Source organism: Phaeobacter sp. CAU 1743, from assembly GCF_039839315.1.
GTDB classification, from domain to species: domain Bacteria; phylum Pseudomonadota; class Alphaproteobacteria; order Rhodobacterales; family Rhodobacteraceae; genus Phycobacter; species Phycobacter gallaeciensis_A.
In genome coordinates this window covers 1-17048 of sequence record NZ_JBDOQR010000035.1, presented here as the reverse complement: position 1 = coordinate 17048, position 17048 = coordinate 1, and the positions used below count along the sequence as shown (strand labels likewise).

The 17048-nt window shown below is 62.9% G+C and carries 13 protein-coding genes; 3 read left to right on the top strand and 10 right to left on the bottom strand.

Annotated features, from left to right (window positions below):
• Nucleotides 1–192 precede the first annotated feature (192 nt).
• Complete coding sequence (locus AAFO90_RS14330) at nucleotides 193–4647, top strand: LamG-like jellyroll fold domain-containing protein (protein WP_347509810.1); 4455 nt, start codon at nucleotides 193–195, stop codon at nucleotides 4645–4647.
• A 290-nt stretch (nucleotides 4648–4937) separates the two neighbouring features.
• Nucleotides 4938–5792 (top strand): DMT family transporter, encoded by an 855-nt coding sequence (locus tag AAFO90_RS14325; RefSeq protein WP_347509809.1) that lies wholly within the window; start codon nucleotides 4938–4940, stop codon nucleotides 5790–5792.
• Nucleotides 5793–5816: 24 nt separating this feature from the next.
• On the opposite strand, the gene AAFO90_RS14320 is transcribed toward AAFO90_RS14325, so the two are convergent.
• The 9 genes from AAFO90_RS14320 to cydD form a co-directional block, all read right to left on the bottom strand.
• A complete protein-coding gene (locus AAFO90_RS14320; protein WP_274827529.1) occupies nucleotides 5817–6176 on the bottom strand; it encodes a DUF5368 domain-containing protein in 360 nt (119 codons plus the stop codon).
• Between the two features lie 13 nt (nucleotides 6177–6189).
• Nucleotides 6190–7506, bottom strand: coding sequence for an FAD/NAD(P)-binding oxidoreductase (locus tag AAFO90_RS14315; RefSeq protein ID WP_347509808.1), 1317 nt, complete (start codon nucleotides 7504–7506; stop codon nucleotides 6190–6192).
• A gap of 64 nt (nucleotides 7507–7570) precedes the next feature.
• Nucleotides 7571–8008, bottom strand: a complete 438-nt coding sequence (locus AAFO90_RS14310; RefSeq protein ID WP_347509807.1) for a hypothetical protein — start codon at nucleotides 8006–8008, stop codon at nucleotides 7571–7573.
• A gap of 20 nt (nucleotides 8009–8028) precedes the next feature.
• On the bottom strand, nucleotides 8029–9015 hold the full coding sequence (locus AAFO90_RS14305) for an SLAC1 anion channel family protein (protein ID WP_347509806.1): 987 nt from the start codon (nucleotides 9013–9015) through the stop codon (nucleotides 8029–8031).
• Between the two features lie 80 nt (nucleotides 9016–9095).
• Nucleotides 9096–9233 (bottom strand): cytochrome bd-I oxidase subunit CydX, encoded by a 138-nt coding sequence (cydX, locus tag AAFO90_RS14300; RefSeq protein WP_274827525.1) that lies wholly within the window; start codon nucleotides 9231–9233, stop codon nucleotides 9096–9098.
• A gap of 13 nt (nucleotides 9234–9246) precedes the next feature.
• A complete protein-coding gene (cydB, locus tag AAFO90_RS14295; protein WP_347509805.1) occupies nucleotides 9247–10410 on the bottom strand; it encodes a cytochrome d ubiquinol oxidase subunit II in 1164 nt (387 codons plus the stop codon).
• Nucleotides 10411–10415: 5 nt separating this feature from the next.
• Nucleotides 10416–12029: a cytochrome ubiquinol oxidase subunit I gene (locus AAFO90_RS14290; RefSeq protein WP_347509804.1), complete on the bottom strand. Its 1614-nt coding sequence runs from the start codon at nucleotides 12027–12029 to the stop codon at nucleotides 10416–10418.
• Nucleotides 12030–12144: 115 nt separating this feature from the next.
• On the bottom strand, nucleotides 12145–13791 hold the full coding sequence (locus AAFO90_RS14285) for an ATP-binding cassette domain-containing protein (protein ID WP_347509803.1): 1647 nt from the start codon (nucleotides 13789–13791) through the stop codon (nucleotides 12145–12147).
• On the bottom strand, nucleotides 13779–15413 hold the full coding sequence (gene cydD / locus AAFO90_RS14280) for a thiol reductant ABC exporter subunit CydD (protein WP_347509802.1): 1635 nt from the start codon (nucleotides 15411–15413) through the stop codon (nucleotides 13779–13781). Before cydD ends, AAFO90_RS14285 begins: the two co-directional genes overlap by 13 nt.
• A 140-nt stretch (nucleotides 15414–15553) precedes the next feature.
• Here cydD and AAFO90_RS14275 point away from each other — a divergent pair, with 140 nt between their 5' ends.
• Entirely contained in the window at nucleotides 15554–16033 is a 480-nt protein-coding gene (locus tag AAFO90_RS14275) for an Rrf2 family transcriptional regulator (RefSeq protein WP_347509801.1), read from the top strand.
• A 5-nt stretch (nucleotides 16034–16038) separates the two neighbouring features.
• On the opposite strand, the gene AAFO90_RS14270 is transcribed toward AAFO90_RS14275, so the two are convergent.
• Entirely contained in the window at nucleotides 16039–16911 is an 873-nt protein-coding gene (locus tag AAFO90_RS14270; protein WP_347509800.1) for an MBL fold metallo-hydrolase, read from the bottom strand.
• Nucleotides 16912–17048 lie beyond the last annotated feature (137 nt).

The window sequence follows — 17048 nt, the reverse complement described above, 5'->3', positions numbered from 1 at the left end:
ATTGGTTAATGGCGGTCTTGCCCATGCGCGGCATGGTTTCAGGGGTTTAGCCCCTTGTTGCATGTTTTCGCCGATCCCGGACGCAATGGACCAACGCCACTTTGCCGCCACCTTTGGCGCGACATTGCCCGATAAACTTCTCCCCAACAGCAACCACAGAACATAGGCTATAGCAAAAAGAGGACCCTGAGCATGGTCGCGAATACCCCGACTCCGGTTTTCACGAGAGAAGCCGACCGCATTTATTCCGGCGCGCAGGAAGACATCCTGAAAATCCGCCATTCCGATGCCTATGAATCCCGCGCGGCGACGGTTTCGCTCAGTTTTTCTCTGGACCGGCTGCCGGGGGAAATGGCGCTGATCTCCAAGGATGGCAAGGGCGACGGGAAAGGTGATTTCACCCTCTGGGTCAAGGATGGCACCCTGCAGCTCAGCCAGTCGGACGGGGCCGACACCGAATACCTGAAGGTGCCTGATCTCGTCCTGTCAGCGCAGACCAAATACCATATCTCCGTCAGCTTTGGCAGCGACGGGCTGATGATCTGGCTCAATGGCGCGCTGGTCGCGGCAGAACCGGAGTTCAAGCAGGGCCTGCAACTGAACGATCATTCGCTGGTGGTCGGCGGCAGCCGGGCCTGGCGCGAGGGGCAGGACGACGACGCCCATTCCCTGTTCAAGGGCACTATCGGCGATGTCATGATCTTTGACCGCCAGCTGGGTGCAGACAGCCAGTTGGCGCTGGCCGAAGCTGCCGGAGCCGAGCTGGCCATGGGCGCGCAGATGCAGGCCGCGATGGCGGATCTGGCGCCGGTCTTTGGCCAGCTACACGGCGCCAGCGACACCTTCCTCGACATTCTGGCGGATTACGGCGTGAGCGCCCATGGTCACATGGAGAGCCACCTCAACATGATCAGCCGCAATGGCGGCGACAACCGCGTCGTCGGCACCGGCGGCGCCGATGGCATCAACGGCGGTGGTGGCAACGACCGGGTCAAGGGCAAGGGCGGCGCCGATGTGCTGCAGGGCGGCTATGGCAATGACCGCCTTTTGGGCAGCGGCGGGCATGACGTGCTGGATGGCGGCCACGGCGAGGACACGCTGAAGGGCGGCGGGGGCAACGACCTGCTGATCAGCCGCGCCGACGGGCGCGAAGGCGCCATCTATTACGACCCCGACCGCGACGAGGGCGATCCGCTGAACGAGCTGACCGATGGCAAGCTCTATCCCGATCAGCCAATCCCGGCCGATGACCTGCTGATCGGCGGGCGCGGCGCCGACATCTTCTATTTCCAGACGCTGATCAACGCCAAGGAACGCTATATCGAAAAGCACACCCGCGAAGATGGCACCATCAACTGGCACGGCGTTGCGGGCGAAAACGACAAGCTGCACGACCATTGGGTCGATATCCTAGGCAACGACGTGGTGCAGGATTTCAGCCGCGCCGAGGGCGACAGGCTGGTGATCGAAGGGCACACCACTCAGATCGCCTCGATCACCTATGGCGATGCTGATGGCAACGGGGTGATGGACCATTCGGTGATCGCGCTCTACTCGGATCAGGGTAACAACGGCGGCGCCCATAATGACGACCGGCTGGGCACCATCACCGTCTACGGCGATCTGGTGAAACGCTCCGATATCGAGCACACAGCCGCCCCGGCCTATGGCATTGTCAAATCCATCGAAGATCTGGAAGAGGCGCTGGCCCCGCTGGACCCCGGCACCAACAGCGGCCCGATCCGTGCGCCCGGATCCCAGCTGCCCGATGCCGCCGGGCTACCCCTATCCGAAACCCGCATGCCAGTACTTTCCATGCCCGGGACCCATGTTTTGAGCGGAGAAGAGGGCGATTACCTCAACGCGGGTCATCTGGACAGCCTTTCCTTACGCGCGGCGACGGTTTCGCTCAGTTTTTCACTGGACCGGCTGCCGGGGGAAATGGCGCTGATCTCCAAGGATGGCAAAGGCGACGGGAAAGGTGATTTCACCCTCTGGGTCAAGGATGGCACCCTGCTGCTCAGCCAGTCGGACGGGGCCGACACCGAATACCTGAAGGTGCCTGATCTCGTCCTGTCGGCGCAGACCAAATACCATATCTCCGTCAGCTTTGGCAGCGATGGGCTGATGATCTGGCTGAATGGCGCGCTGGTTGCGGCAGAACCGGAGTTCAAGCAGGGCCTGAAACTGAACGATCATGCGCTGGTGGTCGGCGGCAGCCGGGCCTGGCGCGAGGGGCAGGACGACGACGCCCATTCCCTGTTCAAGGGCACTATCGGCGATGTCATGATCTTTGACCGCCAGCTGGGTGCAGACAGCCAGTTGGCGCTGGCCGAAGCCGCCGGAGCCGAGCTGGCCATGGGCGCGCAGATGCAGGCCGCGATGGCGGATCTGGCGCCGGTCTTTGGCCAGCTGCACGGCGCCAGCGACACCTTCCTCGATATTCTGGCGGATTACGGCGTCAGCGCCCATGGTCACATGGAGAGCCCGCTCAACATGATCAGCCGCAATGGCGGCGACAACCGCGTCGTCGGCACCGGCGGCGCGGATGGCATCAACGGCGGTGGTGGCAACGACCTGGTCAAGGGCAAGGGCGGCGCCGATGTGCTGCAGGGTGGCTATGGCAATGACCGCCTTTTGGGCAGCGGCGGGCATGACGTGCTGGATGGCGGCCACGGCGAGGACACGCTGAAGGGCGGCAAGGGCAACGATCTGCTGATCAGCCGCGCCGACGGGCGCGAAGGCGCCATCTATTATGACCCCGACCGCGACGAAGGCGATCCGTTGAACGAGCTGACCGATGGCAAGCTCTATCCCGATCAGCCAATCCCGGCCGATGATCTTCTGATCGGCGGGCGCGGTGCCGACATCTTCTATTTCCAGACGCTGATCAACGCCAAGGAACGCTATATCGAAAAGCACACCCGCGAAGATGGCACCATCAACTGGCACGGCGTTGCGGGCGAAAACGACAAGCTGCACGACCATTGGGTCGATATCCTAGGCAACGATGTGGTGCAGGATTTCAGCCGCGCCGAGGGTGACAGGCTGGTGATCGAAGGCCATACCACGCAGATCGCCTCGATCACCTATGGCGATGCCGATGGCAACGGGGTGATGGATCATTCGGTGATCGCGCTCTACTCGGATCAGGGCAACAACGGCGGCGCCCATAATGACGACCGGCTGGGCACCATCACCGTCTACGGCGATCTGGTGAAACGCTCTGATATTGAGCACACGGCGGCCCCGGCCTATGGCATCGTCAAATCCATCGACGATCTGGAAGAGGCGCTGGCCCCGCTGGACCCCGGCACCGACAGCGGCCCGATCCGTGCGCCCGGATCCCAACTGCCAGATGCCGCGGACCTTGGATATGAAACAGATGCATCAGCGGTATTCGCCGTGGCGGGCAGCCACGCGTTTTCCGCCGCGGACCGGTCGGCCTATGTATTCGACCACACGGACAGTCTCGCCTTGTCCCGCGGCACCATCGCCTTCCGGTTTTCCGCAAACAGCTTGTCGAGCTACCAGACACTGATCTCCAAGGATGCATCGGACTACGGTCAGGGCGGGCATCTCTCCGTCTATATAGACGCAACCGGCGAGTTGGTCGTGCGACTTCAGGACGAGACGGAATCGCATTACCTTATTGCCAGCAACGCGATCACCGTCGGCAAGGAATATGATTTCAACCTCAGCTTTGGCGCGGACGGTCTTGAAGTCTACCTGAACGGTGCACGCATCGCCTATGATCCAGAGATCCGCATAGACTGGAGCCAGAACACCGAAGCCCTGAGTGCCGGGGCATCGGGCTGGAGCAACACAGCTGGCGAGACCGACAACCTCAACAGCTACTTTGACGGAACGATTGAAAATCTTGCGATCTATGACGAGGCCCTGACGGCGCAAGAACTGTTCGGTAACGCTCAGCGCGCGGACTACACTTATTTCGACGGCAGCATCGACCGGTTTGACTTTGGCCGGGGCGAGTCCGGCAGCGTCGTGGTCAGCCGCGGCAGCACCGAGACAGAGCTGACCGGAGGAACCGGATTTGCCGCCTTTGATGGGCTGACGGTGCGTACGGCGGATATCCAGATCGGCTCGCGCAGCGATGATGAGATGCGCGGCGGTGACGGCGCCGATGTGCTGACTGGCAAAGGCGGCAACGACCGGTTGATCGGCATGGGCAACGACGATCTCATTCTGGGCGGGCGCGGCGATGACACTCTGTACGGCGGCGATGGGCGCGACACCCTTTTGGGTCAGGCGGGCGATGACAAGCTGCAGGGATCGGACGGTCAGGACGTGCTGCACGGCGGTGATGGCCATGACACACTTTTTGGCGAAGAAGGCAATGACCGGCTGTACGGCGGCCTTGGCGATGACACCATTTATGGCAGTGTCTGGAATGACGCCGGTTCGGACAACAAGGACCGGGCGATGTTCGACGGCAATTTCTCCGACTTCAGTTTCGAAAGCGGAACCTACTTTGAGTCAAACCGGGGGCAGGACGTCACTTGGCTGGCGGTCACGGATGCCGCCAATGGCGGCCGAGATGGATATTACGAAGGACGTGATATGCTGATCGATATCGATCTTCTGGTCTTTGCAGACCAGACCGTCGCCTTCGACGATCTTCTGTAGACCGCGCTTGCAGCGAACGGCCGGTCCCGGAGTGCACTTGCCGGTATGCGCCTGACGGCGAACTGATCTGCGCACTCCGGCTTTGCATTGTCGGGGCTGATCATCCTATATGAGCACACAAGCGGCGTTGGCGCCGCTTGGATTTGCCTTTCCGGCCTTGCTTTCCGAAATGCATTTCTATCCTTACCCGTCTTAGAAGGCGCTGAAATATTGCTGAAAAACAATCGGTTCGCATGGTCCACGCCGCAGCGCCACGGTGACGCAACGGGGTTTTACACGGGGACCACCCAATGAGCCTGCAAAGCCGCGCCATTTTGCTGATGATCAGCGCGATCTTCTGTTTTTCGGTGATGGATGCCACAGTCAAGGCACTGGCGCCCAGCGTTGGCGTTCTTCCAGCGCTATGGGCGCGCTATGCCGGGCAGATGCTGCTGGTGCTGGTGATCGTCATGCCCCGGCTGAAACAGGTGGTGCGCACCCGGTATCCAGCGCTGCAATTCCTGCGCTCTGTGCTGCTAATGAGCGCGACGGCCTTCTTTTTCACCGGCCTGAGCAAGATCCCCCTGACGGATGCTGCGGCGCTGATGTCCACCAATCCTGTGCTGATCACCCTTGGCGCGGCGCTGTTCCTGGGCGAGGCTTTGGGTGTGCGGCGCATCGCCGGGATCGCGGTGGCCATGATCGGCGCGATGATCGTCATTCGCCCCGGCAGCGATGTGTTCAGCCCTGCCGCGCTTTATCCGCTGGCGGCCGCGTGCTGCTATTCCGGCTATGCCCTGCTGACGCGCCGGGTCGGCGCCGATGAAGACGTCTGGACATCGCTGTTTTACACCGGGCTGGTCGGCACCGTTCTGCTGAGCCTTGCGGTGCCCTTTCAATGGCAATCCCCGGATCTGTTCGGGATCGGCCTGATGATCTTCATCTCGCTGGCCGGGACCATCGGGCAACTGGCCCTCATTCAGGCGTTTTCCAAAGGCGAAGCAGCAATGCTGGCGCCGTTTTCCTATTCCGGGCTGGCGTTTGCTGCGGTCTGGGGCTTTGTGTTCTTTTCCGAAGTCCCGGATTTCTGGACCATCTTCGGCAGTGCCATGATCGCCGGCGCCGGGCTTTATGTCTGGTATCGCGAGAATTACCGCAAACGCTAAGACACCCGGCGCCAGAGAGGAAGGCTATCTGCGCTCTGCGGCCGGGGGCCAGAGCAGTGACTGCACCGTGTAGACGAGGATCGCCGCACCAACGGCCCCGCCCGCAGCAACCCCCAGAAGCACGATCAGATCGACCGGCCCGCCGATATTGGCCAGTTCGGAATGAGTCATCACCAGCACGAACCACACCGCAAGCACCGCCCCCACCGGCATCGACAGCTGCGCCAGCAGGAATTTGTGCCAGCTGATCTTGCGATCCCGGATCAACACGTAAACGTATCCCAGCGTCACAACGGCCGCCAAGCCGACCATAGCCCAGAACAGGCCGCGACCAAAAATCTCTTCGAACACCGCAATCAGGGTTCCAACTGTCAGGTCTTTCATCGCCTCTTCCTCCTCAGGCACGGCCACGCAGCATGGCGTTATAGGTGGCCTTCAACGCCACTTCCTTCATCAGCCAGCTGATCCACAGCTCCTCAAGCGGGGCGATGATCCCGGGGAAGGACGGCACAAGATTGTCGTTGTAATCAAACTCCACCAGCATGGCCCGGCCGATCTGGGTGATCATCGGGCAGGAAGTGTAGCCATTGTAGGTCTGGGTGGGGTCAGTGCCGGTGATGGCCGCGACAAGCCCGTCCTCGACCACTGGCACCTGCCATTTTACGCTGGCGGCGGTCTTGCCCTTGGGAACGCCCGCCACATCACCCAGCGCCCAGATCTCGGGATAGCGCAGGTGGCGCAGGCTCGCCATGTCGCATTCGACCCAGCCCTGATCAGTCCATTTGTCAGCCCAGCTCAGACCGGACTGGCGGACCACCTCAGGCGCGCGTTGCGGCGGGATGACATGGATATAGTCGTAGTCCAGTTCGACCGAGCCATCAGGGGTCGAAAAGCGTGCCCGGCGCCGCTCGGCGTCGATGCCTTGCAACTGGTGCTGCATATGGCTGGTGATGCCGCGATCACCGAACAACATGCGCACCTTCTCGGCGACGATGGGCACCCCGAACAAAGAACTCTGCGGCGCTGCGTATTGCACGTCGATCTTGCCGCCGTTGCCCGCGCGCTTGGCGATATCGTCAATCAGGAAAGTATGTTTCAGTGGCGCGCCCGCGCATTTCATCTCGGTTTCGGGGCGGGTGAACAGGCCAACGCCGCCCTCCTCAGTGAACTTCGAGGCGGCCTGCCAGGTGCGCGCCGCGTAGTCCGGCCCGGCATAAAGCGCGCCAATGCCGTTTTGCCCGACCATATCGAGCGAGAAGCCTTCGATGGCGTCGTGATCCAGAACCAGCCCCGGGGCCACAACCAGGAAGTCATAGGCCAGCGACTGACCGCTCTCGGTGGCGACGGTCTTGGCCTCCGGGTCAATCGCGGCGGCTTTTTTCGGGATCAGGGTCACGCCGTCCGGCAGCCAGTCGCCGGTCTGACTAAGCACGTAATCCGCAGGCTTCAGACCGGCGGCAACCAGTGTCAGGCCGGGCTGGTAAAGGTGCGCTACGCGCGGATCCAGAAGGGTAATCTCGGCGCCCTCAAGGCGGCGCACCAGCCGGTTGGCGAGCGCCGTGCCACCAGCGCCCGCGCCGATGATGACGATCCGTGCCTTTGTCGGCACCGGCGTGCTGGCGCTGGCCTGCGCCCCAAGCGCCGCAGCCACGCCCGCCGATGCCGCAAGGCCAAAGAGCTGGCGGCGGGTGGGGTTCGTTATGGATTTCGTCATCATCTCTCCTCCGAAAGGGAACTCTGGGCCTGCGCGCCGGGTCCGCGCGCAGGCCGGGCGCTGGTCAGTAACTGGCGATCCGCGCGCCCGGGGCGATCATGGCGCTGGCCATCGCCGGGGGTTTGGCAACACTCACGCCATCCAGCAGGACCGATGAGTCGGCGCCGCGTCCCGGCAGGTAGATCGCACAGACCTCGACCTTGGCACCGGGCATCGCGGCGATTTTCTTCATCAGGCCCTGCGGGCTCATGTCCTTGGGCGGCTGCGGCGCGGTGGCGCTTTCGGGCGCCTCTTTCAGCGCCAGATCCCCGGCCGGGCCGCACAGCAGCACATGCTGGGCGACGCCCTGTTTGGCAGCCTGCATGGCCAGAACCATCGCCATCAGCTGGGTCTGGGGCTCGGGCGCGGTCAGGATCGTCACCAGCGTCTCGGGCTTGTCCTGCGCCAGAGCGGGGCTGCAGGGGCCAAGGGCGCTGATTGCGGCAATTGCAAGTTTTTTCATGTCTGAAGTCCTTTCCGGGATCACTCAGGTTGACAGATTTCCCAGCGCAGAACGGCGCGGGCCGTGCGGTAGACCAGCCCACCGACGATGAGGCACAGAACGCCGACACCGACGTTTCCGGCCAAGGTATGCAGCGGGCTGGAGATCAGGATTCCAAAGCGCAGCGTCGCGATTGTCAGTGCCGCAACCGGAAAGCTGAGCGCCCACCAGGACAGGGCAAAGGGCAGGCCGCGCAGCTTGGCCACCTGGGTCGCGGCCAGCGCCGTAAAGACCAACGCCGCGCCGTAAAGGATCCGCGCAAAGGCATCGATCACGTCGCCATTCAGTTGCAACCAGGCAAGGAAGCCAACTGCGGGCGGGGCGATCAGGATGGCCAGGGTCGGCACCATGCGTCCGGGCAGCGGATCGTGGAACACCAGCCGGTTCATCACCAGCACCAGCAGCACGATCCAGAACACCAGCCCCGCCGAGAAGAACACCCAGGAGGTTTCCGGAAATCCCAGCTGCACACCCGCCACCGGCGCGACCACGTTGCCCACTGCCGGGATGAACCAGGCAGGCGAGATATGGATGGTCTGAAAGGCCCGGTGCCCGATCCAGTTCGACAGCACCGCCAGCGTCAGGATGCCCTGCCCCAGCGCGCCGATCAGCCAGACCAGCCGCGCGCTGTCATGCGACACCGGCTGCAGGGCGGTGGCGATCAGCAACAGGGAAATCGACACGGCAGGAAAGAAGGCCAGTTTCACCGGATGCCGCCATTCGGCCAGTATCGCCTGCGGATAGCGCATAGCCTTCAGCGCGTAGACCGATGCCAGCACGACAAAGACCAGAACCGTCGCGACGAGTGCCGCGCGGCTGGCGGCTTGCATCCCCGCCGCATGCAGCGCAAGTGTCAGCCCCGACAGCCCCATGACGGCGGCGAAAAAGGGCACCGGAAAGTGCTGAAGCCTCGGCTCCGCAGCCGCAGGATCGGCTGGGGTTTCGGGTGTCTTGGGATCAGCGGTCATTACAGATCTCCGCAGAAGGTTGGGATCAGGTCCGGAGCCGGCAAGGCCGGATCCAGCTTGCTTTGCGTGTGGACGCAGGCTCAGCGCTTATGCTCTCCCACCGGGCACTCCCCCTCTTCCGCGAGGCAGGCATCGGTGCGCAGCTCCAGCCACATGGCGTTCAGGACGGCAAAGAGAGCAGCGAGCGGCAGGCCAAGAAGCCAGGCAAAATACCACATGATATCAACTCCTTCAGTATAGCGTGTCGGCGTTTTCGGTGACGTCTGCCTCGGTGACCTTGCCCCAGAGTACTTTGTAGACCCACGCGGTGTAGGCCAGGATCAGCGGCATGAAGATCGCGGTGACCACCAGCATGATGAACAGGGTCTGATGCGAGCTTGAGGCATCCCAGACGGTCAGCGAGCTGTTCGGGTCCACGGTCGAAGGCAGGATGAACGGGAACATGGTCAGACCGACCGACGCGACAATCCCGGTGATCGCCATCTTTGACCACAGAAGCGTCGAGACCTCGTGCCCCGCCTTCAGCCCGCGTATCACCATGGCGATCCCGGCAAAGCCCATCAGTGGCGCAACCACGATCCAGGGCCGCGCGACATAGGCCGCAAGCCAGCTGCCTTCCCGGGTTACCTGCGAATACAGCGGATTGGACGGGCCGTTCGGCACCACATCGTTCACCAGCGCAAACCCGTCGATGCCAACCGCCAGCCACAATCCGGCAAGCACATAGCCCCCTGCAGCCACCATTCCGGCCACGGTGCCGATGCGGCGGGCGCGTTCAGCGATCACGCCTTCGGTCTTGAGCGTCAGCCAGGCCGCGCCATGCATCAGCAGCATCGAAAACGACACCACACCGGCCAGCACCGCAAAGGGATGCAAGAGGCCCAGGAACTTGCCGTAGAAGCTGCCTTCGTACATCGGCATCAGGTCTGCGGTCAGGAAGAAGGGCACGCCAAGCAGCACATTGCCCACCGCCACGCCGAACAGCAGCGCCGGAACCGCACCTCCGGCAAACAGCGCCCAATCCCAGCGCGTACGCCATGCGGCACTGTCGCGTTTGGAGCGATACTTGAACGCAACCGGACGCACGATGAGGGCCGCGAGCACCACAAACATCGCGAGATAAAAGCCCGAGAAGGACACCGCATAAAGCGGCGGCCATGCAGCAAAGATCGCGCCGCCGCCGAGAATGAACCACACCTGGTTCCCTTCCCAGACCGGCCCAACGGTGTTGATCACCACGCGACGTTCCACATCCGTCTTGGCGACAAAGGGCAACAGCGCGCCAACGCCCATGTCGAACCCGTCGGTCAAGGCAAATCCGATCAGCAGCACGCCCAGAAGCGCCCACCAGATGATCCGCAGCGTGTCAAAATCGATCAGTTCATGAAGGATCATAAGTCTTACTCCGCAGGGGTTGCAGGGGCGGCAGCATCACGGGCCGCACCGCGCAGGCGCGCTTCGTGCTGGTCCTGCCAGGCTTCGGTCTCGGCAACGTCCTGAAACGGACCTTTGCGGATGTATTTCACCATCAAGCTGACCTCGATTACGAAGAGGATCGTGTAGAAGATGACGAAACCAGCGAGGGTGATCAGCAGATCCGCGACGCTCAGATGCGAGGCCGACAGAGCCGTCGGCAACACGCCATCCACCGTCCAGGGCTGGCGCCCGAACTCGGCCACGAACCAGCCAAGCTCGGCCGCGATCCACGGGGTCGGAATGATGGCAACAGCGGCATAAAGCGACCAGCGCGGGAAGCGCATGTTGCAGAAAGACGCCCGGTAGAAGAAGAAGGCCATCACGCCGATAAAGCTGAAGCCCAGCGCAACCATCAGGCGGAAGGCCCAGAACAGCGGCCCGACGCCCGGAATGGTATCCTCGGCCGCCATGGCGATCTGCTCTTCGGTGGCGTCACGCGGATCGTCCACATAGCGTTTCAGCAGGTAGGCAAACCCCAGATTGTCTGAGTTCTGCTCAAAGATGAACCGCGCCTCGGCCGGGACATTGCCGCGGTTTTCGCGGATGGTCATCAGCGCGTCATAGGCGATGACACCATGGCGGATACGGTCTTCGGCCTCAGCCACCAGATCGTTGATGCCGGGGATTTCCTTGGTCAGGCTGCGGGTGCCAATCAGACCCATCGCCCAGGGGATATGCACCGCGTAATGGGTCTCGCGGGCTTCCTTGTCGGGCAGGCCGAACAGGGTAAAGGGCGCAGGCGCAGGTTCGGTTTCCCACATCGCCTCGATCGCGGCGAGTTTCATTTTCTGGGTATGACTGGCGGAATAACCTGATTCATCGCCCAGCACGACCACCGACAGTGCCGCCGCCAGACCAAAGGACGAGGCCACCGCGATCGACCGCCGCGCCAGATCCTTGTGCCGGTTCTGGATCAGATAGAGCGCCGAAACCCCCAGAACAAAGACTGCGGCGGTGACATAGCCCGCGCTGACGGTATGCACGAATTTGGCCTGCGCCACTTCGTTGAACACCACATCAAAGAAAGAGGTCATCTCCATCCGCATGGTGTCAGGGTTGAACTCTGCGCCGACCGGATTCTGCATCCAGCCATTGGCGATCAGGATCCACAGCGCCGAAAAGTTCGACCCGATGGCGACCAGCCAGGCCACCACCATGTGCTGTACCTTCGACAGCTTGTCCCAGCCAAAGAAGAACAACCCGACAAAGGTTGCCTCCATGAAGAAGGCCATCAGCCCCTCAATCGCCAGCGGCGCACCGAAGATGTCACCCACGTAGTGGCTGTAGTAGCTCCAGTTCATACCGAACTGGAATTCCATGGTGATGCCGGTGGCGACGCCAAGGACAAAGTTGATGCCGAACAGGGTGCCCCAGAACTTTGTCATCTGTCGCCAGATGGGGCGGTTTGTCATGACATAAACAGTCTCCATGATCGCCACGAGGATCGACAGACCCAGCGTCAGCGGCACGAAGAGAAAGTGATACATGGCCGTCATCGCAAACTGCAGGCGCGACAGCTCGACCAGTCCGATCTCCATGATGCGAATCCTTTTCATAGGTTTTCCGCATCAAAGATACGGATTTTCAAAATTCATATTCTATATTTGCAATATAACTTTGACGCAGATCAAATTTCCAATCTTAGATGCAGATTTAATTGCGAATAACCTCGACACAGCGGTCAGCGCCTTCCGTTTCTGCGCTGCGGTGCCCCGCGATCAGAAAAGCCGCATCGGGACAGGCGCGGCGCAGACCGGTCATCACGACGCGCGCGGTTGCGGCGTCCAGCCCTTCGGTCGGCTCATCCAGCAGCAGAAGGCGCGGCCTGCGCAGAATCGCCCGGGCCAGAACCAACCGCCGTGCCTCGCCGCCCGACAGACCCGCCCCGCGAAAGCCAAGCCGGGTGTCCAGCCCCTCGCGCTGCCGCAGGGTATGCGACAGCTGGGTCGCCTCCAGCGCCTGCCACAGCTCGGCATCCGGGGCGTTCGGCGCAGCAAGCCGCAGGTTCTCGGCCACGCTGCCCGCGATCAGAGCGTGGCGCTGCGGCACCAGGGCGATGCTTTGCGTGCGTGTTTCCAGCGGCAGCTGCGCCGGATCGAGACCGCCGAAACGCACTGTTCCAGCCGAAGGTCTCAGCGCGCCTGCCGCCAGCAGCAAGGCGGTGCTTTTGCCGCTGCCGCTGGGGCCCTGCAGCACAACCGTTTCGCCGGGGGCGACCGTCAGGCTGAGCGGGGCAAAGACCATCCCGCCCTGCCCCCTTTTCAGCGCTACAGCGTCGAAGGTGAGAGAGCCGGATGGAGCCGGGATAGATTCCTGACTGGATGTGATCTCGGTTTCGACGGAGGGCAGGATACGCCGCGCGGCCTGCGTCATCCGGCCAATCTCGGCCAGCGCGCGCCGCACCGGCGCTACCGTTTCGCCAAGGGCCAGCGCCGCGAAGATGGCGATCGCCGCCTCAGCCGCCGTGATACTGCCCTGCTGCACCAGCGTCATGCCCATCCCGAGGGCCAGCGCCGTCATTGCCGCAGCAGTCAGATCCAGAAACGCTCCGGCGCGCCGCTCGGTCTTATCAAGCCGCGCGCGTGCTGCACCATGCCGCGAAAAGGCAGAAAGGACCGCATCGGTGGCGACGCCGATCTGGCCATATACGGTCAGATCATCGCGCCCGGCGATCAGGTCGATCAACCGGCTGCGGCCTGCCTGCATCGCAGCCTCAGCCCGCCGCGCTGGTTTTGTCGCCAGTTTCTGCCCCAGCAGGAACACCCCAGTCGGCAGCAGTAGGTAGCCGCCCCCGATGGTCAGTGCCAGCGCCGGGTGCACCAGCACCCACAGCAGCAGCGTGCTGAGCAGGATCACGGCCCAACCAGCCAGCGCGGGTAGCATCAGCCGCAACAGCGCCCCATCCAGCGCATCTGTATCCGCCGTCACCCGGTTGAGGAAAGCATTGGCGCGCATTCGTTCCAGATGCCGGTGCGGGCTGTGCAGCAGCCCCATCAGCAACCGAACCCGCAGCGCCGACAGCGCCCGAAGGGTCGCATCATGGGTCAGCACCCGCTCTCCGTAGCGGGCGGCGGTCCGTCCCAGCGCCAGAAAGCGCACCATAGCCGAGGGGGCAAAGACGTTGAACAGGATGCCAATCCCAACCATGCCCGCAGCCGCCGCTGCGGTGATGAACCAGCCCGACAAGCCCAGAAGCGCCACGCCCATGGCAAGCACCATCACAGACAGCAAAAGCCCCCGTAGCAGGCTGCGGCGTTCAGTCCGCAGGATGACCCGGAGCAGGTGTATCAGATCCCGCATGACAGATCCTCCGACTTACCAAGTGCGATCTGCCGGTCCATACGCCCGGCAAGCGCCGGATCATGCGTGGCTATGATCAACGTGCCGCCCGTCTGCGCAAAGCGCATCAACCCATCGGTGATGGCCTTTGCGGTTGCAGCGTCCAGATCCGCGGTTGGTTCATCCGCGATGATCAGACCCGGTGCGCCCTGCATGGCGCGCGCCAGCGTCACCCGCCGCGCCTCTCCGCCCGACAGGCCCGCGCCGCGTTCCCCGAGCAAGGACAAATCGCCTTTGGGCAGCGCCTTCAGCACCTGCGCCAACTGGGCGGCGTCCAGAAGGCCAGGCTCCAGAGGCGCGCCAAAGGCAATGTTGTAGCGCAGGCTGCGATTGAGGAAATGCGGCGCCTGAGGCATCCAGCCCAGCGACGCCCGCCACGCCGCAGCGTTGCTATCATCCAGCGGCTGACCATCCAGCAGAACCGCGCCTTGATCCGGCTGCTCCAACCCCGCCAGCAGTCGAAAAAGAGTGGACTTGCCGCAACCGCTGGGACCGGTAAGGGCGACAGTCTCCCCGGGGACGATGGAAAGATCAGGATAGGCAATGCCGCGATGCACCACATCCGACAGCTGCAAGACCGGCTGTGGGGTCAACGGCGTGGCTTCTGCGCCCTGCCCCATCCGCTCCGGGCGCTCTTCTGCACGCCATCCGGCGATTTCATCCAGCACCGCCTCGGCTGCCGCACGATCGTGCCAGGCCGCCGCGAGATCCCGCAGAGGCTGGAAAAACTCAGGCGCCAGCAACAGCAGGTAGATCCCCGCCGCCGGAGACAGTTCCGTGCCCCAAGCGCCCCAGCTGAGTTCCCCCAGAAGGGAAAAGCCGACCCAGATCGCAACCATTGCCACGCCCAGCGCCGAAAACAGCTCCAGCACCATGGAGGACAGGAAGGCGATCCGCAGCACCGCCATGGTCCGCTCCCGCAGGCCTTCCGAAGCGCGGGCGAAGCCATCGACCATCTGCGGCCCCGCCCCGATCAGGCGCAGATCCGACAGCGCCGCCAGCCGATCCACCAGCAAATCGCTCAGCTGGCCAATCTCCACCATCTGCCGTTCGCTGGCCGATTTGGCCGCCCAGCCCACAAGCGCCATGAAGACCGGGATCAAAGGCCCTGCCAGCAGCAGGACCAGCGCCACCGCCCAGCTGTGCCAGACCGCGATGCCGAGGATCACCAGCGGCATCACCGCCGAACGCATCCACGCCGGGCGATAGCGCATGAGGTACGGGCGCAGCGCCTCCAGTTTCTCCCCGGCCAGCGCGGCCAGCGCACCTGGCCCGCCAAGGGCAGAGGGCTGCGTGCTTTGCGCCTCAACCGTCGCGATCTCCTGCCGCAGGACATCGATCCGCGTATCGGCAGCCTCGGCAAGGCAACGGTCGGCCATGGTGGAAAACCCCGCCCGCAGCAACGCGAGCGCAAAAAAACATGCTGCCATGACAACGGGTGACAGGGCCTCAGGATCCATCAGCAACCCCGCCAGCGACCAGGCAATTACCGCAGCAGCGGCCAACCATGTCAGCGATGCGGCCAGGCTCAGCAGGGTTCCAAGGCTCTCGCCCCGAACCGAAGAGGCAGTCTGTAATCCCACGGGATTCTCCGTTTAACCCGCATTCTGAATGTAAATTTATGCGGTGTCAGAAGGTGATGATTTGATCTGGCTCAAGAAAAAAGTTGAATTTCCGGTGTAACAAATAGCCCAATCCCGAAGGCCAAACTCCAGGAGCGCTGATGAGACTGACAACCCGAACGAACCTGGCAGCGCGCATACTGATGGCCTGTGCGACCAACATTGACCGGCTGTTGCGGACGGCTGAAATCGCAGAATTGTGCAATTGTTCGACCAACCACGCCGCCCATGTGGTGCAGCGCCTGCAGGCCGAGGGGTTCCTGACCACCCTGCGCGGCCGGGCTGGTGGCATTCGCCTTGCGCGCGCGGCCGACCAGATCTCCATCGGCACGATGTTCCGCCTGTTCGAGGCCGACATTCCCTTTGCCGAGTGTTTCGATGCCGAGCACAACAGCTGCCCGCTGACCGAGACCTGTCGCCTGCGCAGCTATCTGGAGCGCGCCCTGGGAGCGTTCTACCATGAACTCGACATGGTGACGCTGGAGGACCTGGTGCGCGGCAATTGCGGTCTTGCCAAGCTTCTGGCGATGCACCCGGCCCCGCCCGCACAATGCGGCGCGGAACTGGGCCAGGGCGGCTGAACACCTTAGCGAGGTTCGAACTGATCCAGCGGCAGTTTCAGGTAGGAATGGCCATTCCCTTCGGGCGCGGGCAGGCGCCCGCCGCGAATGTTGACCTGTAGCGCCGCCAGCATCAGCCGTGGCAACGGCAATGTGGCATCACGCGCATCTCGCAGGCTGCGATATTCCGCTTCGCCGGGGGCGTCCTTCAGATGGATATTCGCCGCCTTATGCTCGGCAACCGTGGCAACGCATTGCGCGGCGCGCCCTTTGGGGGCGTAATCGTGGCCGACAAAGACCCGGGTGTCATCGGGCAGCGCAAGGATATCCTGAATGCTGTCGAACAGCGCCTTTGAACTGCCGCCGGGAAAATCCGCGCGGGAGGTTCCGCTATCGGGCATCATCAGCGTGTCATGCACAAATGCCGCGTCGCCTGCCACATAGGTCACCGACGCCAGCGTGTGCCCCGGCGAGAACATCACCCGCACCGGCACCTCACCGACGTTAAAGGTCTCTCCATCGGCAAACAGATGGTCCCACTGGCTGCCGTCGGTCGGGAATTCTTCTGGCAGGTTATAGATTTCCTTCCACAGCTTCTGCACCCCGACGACCTTTTCCCCAATCGCGGTGGGCGCGCCGGTCCGGGCCTTCAGCCACTGCGCAGCAGAAAAATGGTCTGCATGCGGGTGCGTGTCGAGGATCCAGACCAGATCGATACCCGCCGCCTGCACGTAATCCAGCAGGCGCTGCGCATTGGCAGAGCCGGTGGCACCAGACAGCGGATCGAAGTCCAGCACCGGGTCGATAATGGCGCCCTTCATGGTCGCCGGATCGTGGAACACATACTGCCAGCTTCCGGTGGGCTGATCCCAGAAGGTTTTCACAACAGGGTTTTGCATGGGAGTGTCTCCTAAGGAACGTCTGAACAACGTCTTCGGCTGCGCCGATGTTGCCGCTTGAGGGCAGTTTGGGGCGGTTGAGGCGTCATTTCCAGCGATTTTCGCCCCGTATTGGCCGCCTGAGCGGCGGTTTGGCC

Excerpts from the sequence above, each read along its gene's own strand:
- AAFO90_RS14315 (WP_347509808.1), bottom strand. The coding sequence starts at position 7,506 with ATGACGAAATCCATAACGAACCCCACCCGCCGCCAGCTCTTTGGCCTT.
- cydX (WP_274827525.1), bottom strand. The coding sequence starts at position 9,233 with ATGTGGTATTTTGCCTGGCTTCTTGGCCTGCCGCTCGCTGCTCTCTTT.
- AAFO90_RS14270 (WP_347509800.1), bottom strand. The coding sequence starts at position 16,911 with ATGCAAAACCCTGTTGTGAAAACCTTCTGGGATCAGCCCACCGGAAGC.
- AAFO90_RS14285 (WP_347509803.1), bottom strand. The coding sequence starts at position 13,791 with ATGCGGGATCTGATACACCTGCTCCGGGTCATCCTGCGGACTGAACGC.
- AAFO90_RS14275 (WP_347509801.1), top strand. The coding sequence starts at position 15,554 with ATGAGACTGACAACCCGAACGAACCTGGCAGCGCGCATACTGATGGCC.
- AAFO90_RS14320 (WP_274827529.1), bottom strand. The coding sequence starts at position 6,176 with ATGAAAGACCTGACAGTTGGAACCCTGATTGCGGTGTTCGAAGAGATT.
- AAFO90_RS14310 (WP_347509807.1), bottom strand. The coding sequence starts at position 8,008 with ATGAAAAAACTTGCAATTGCCGCAATCAGCGCCCTTGGCCCCTGCAGC.
- AAFO90_RS14305 (WP_347509806.1), bottom strand. The coding sequence starts at position 9,015 with ATGACCGCTGATCCCAAGACACCCGAAACCCCAGCCGATCCTGCGGCT.
- cydB (WP_347509805.1), bottom strand. The coding sequence starts at position 10,410 with ATGATCCTTCATGAACTGATCGATTTTGACACGCTGCGGATCATCTGG.
- AAFO90_RS14330 (WP_347509810.1), top strand. The coding sequence starts at position 193 with ATGGTCGCGAATACCCCGACTCCGGTTTTCACGAGAGAAGCCGACCGC.
- AAFO90_RS14325 (WP_347509809.1), top strand. The coding sequence starts at position 4,938 with ATGAGCCTGCAAAGCCGCGCCATTTTGCTGATGATCAGCGCGATCTTC.
- AAFO90_RS14290 (WP_347509804.1), bottom strand. The coding sequence starts at position 12,029 with ATGGAGATCGGACTGGTCGAGCTGTCGCGCCTGCAGTTTGCGATGACG.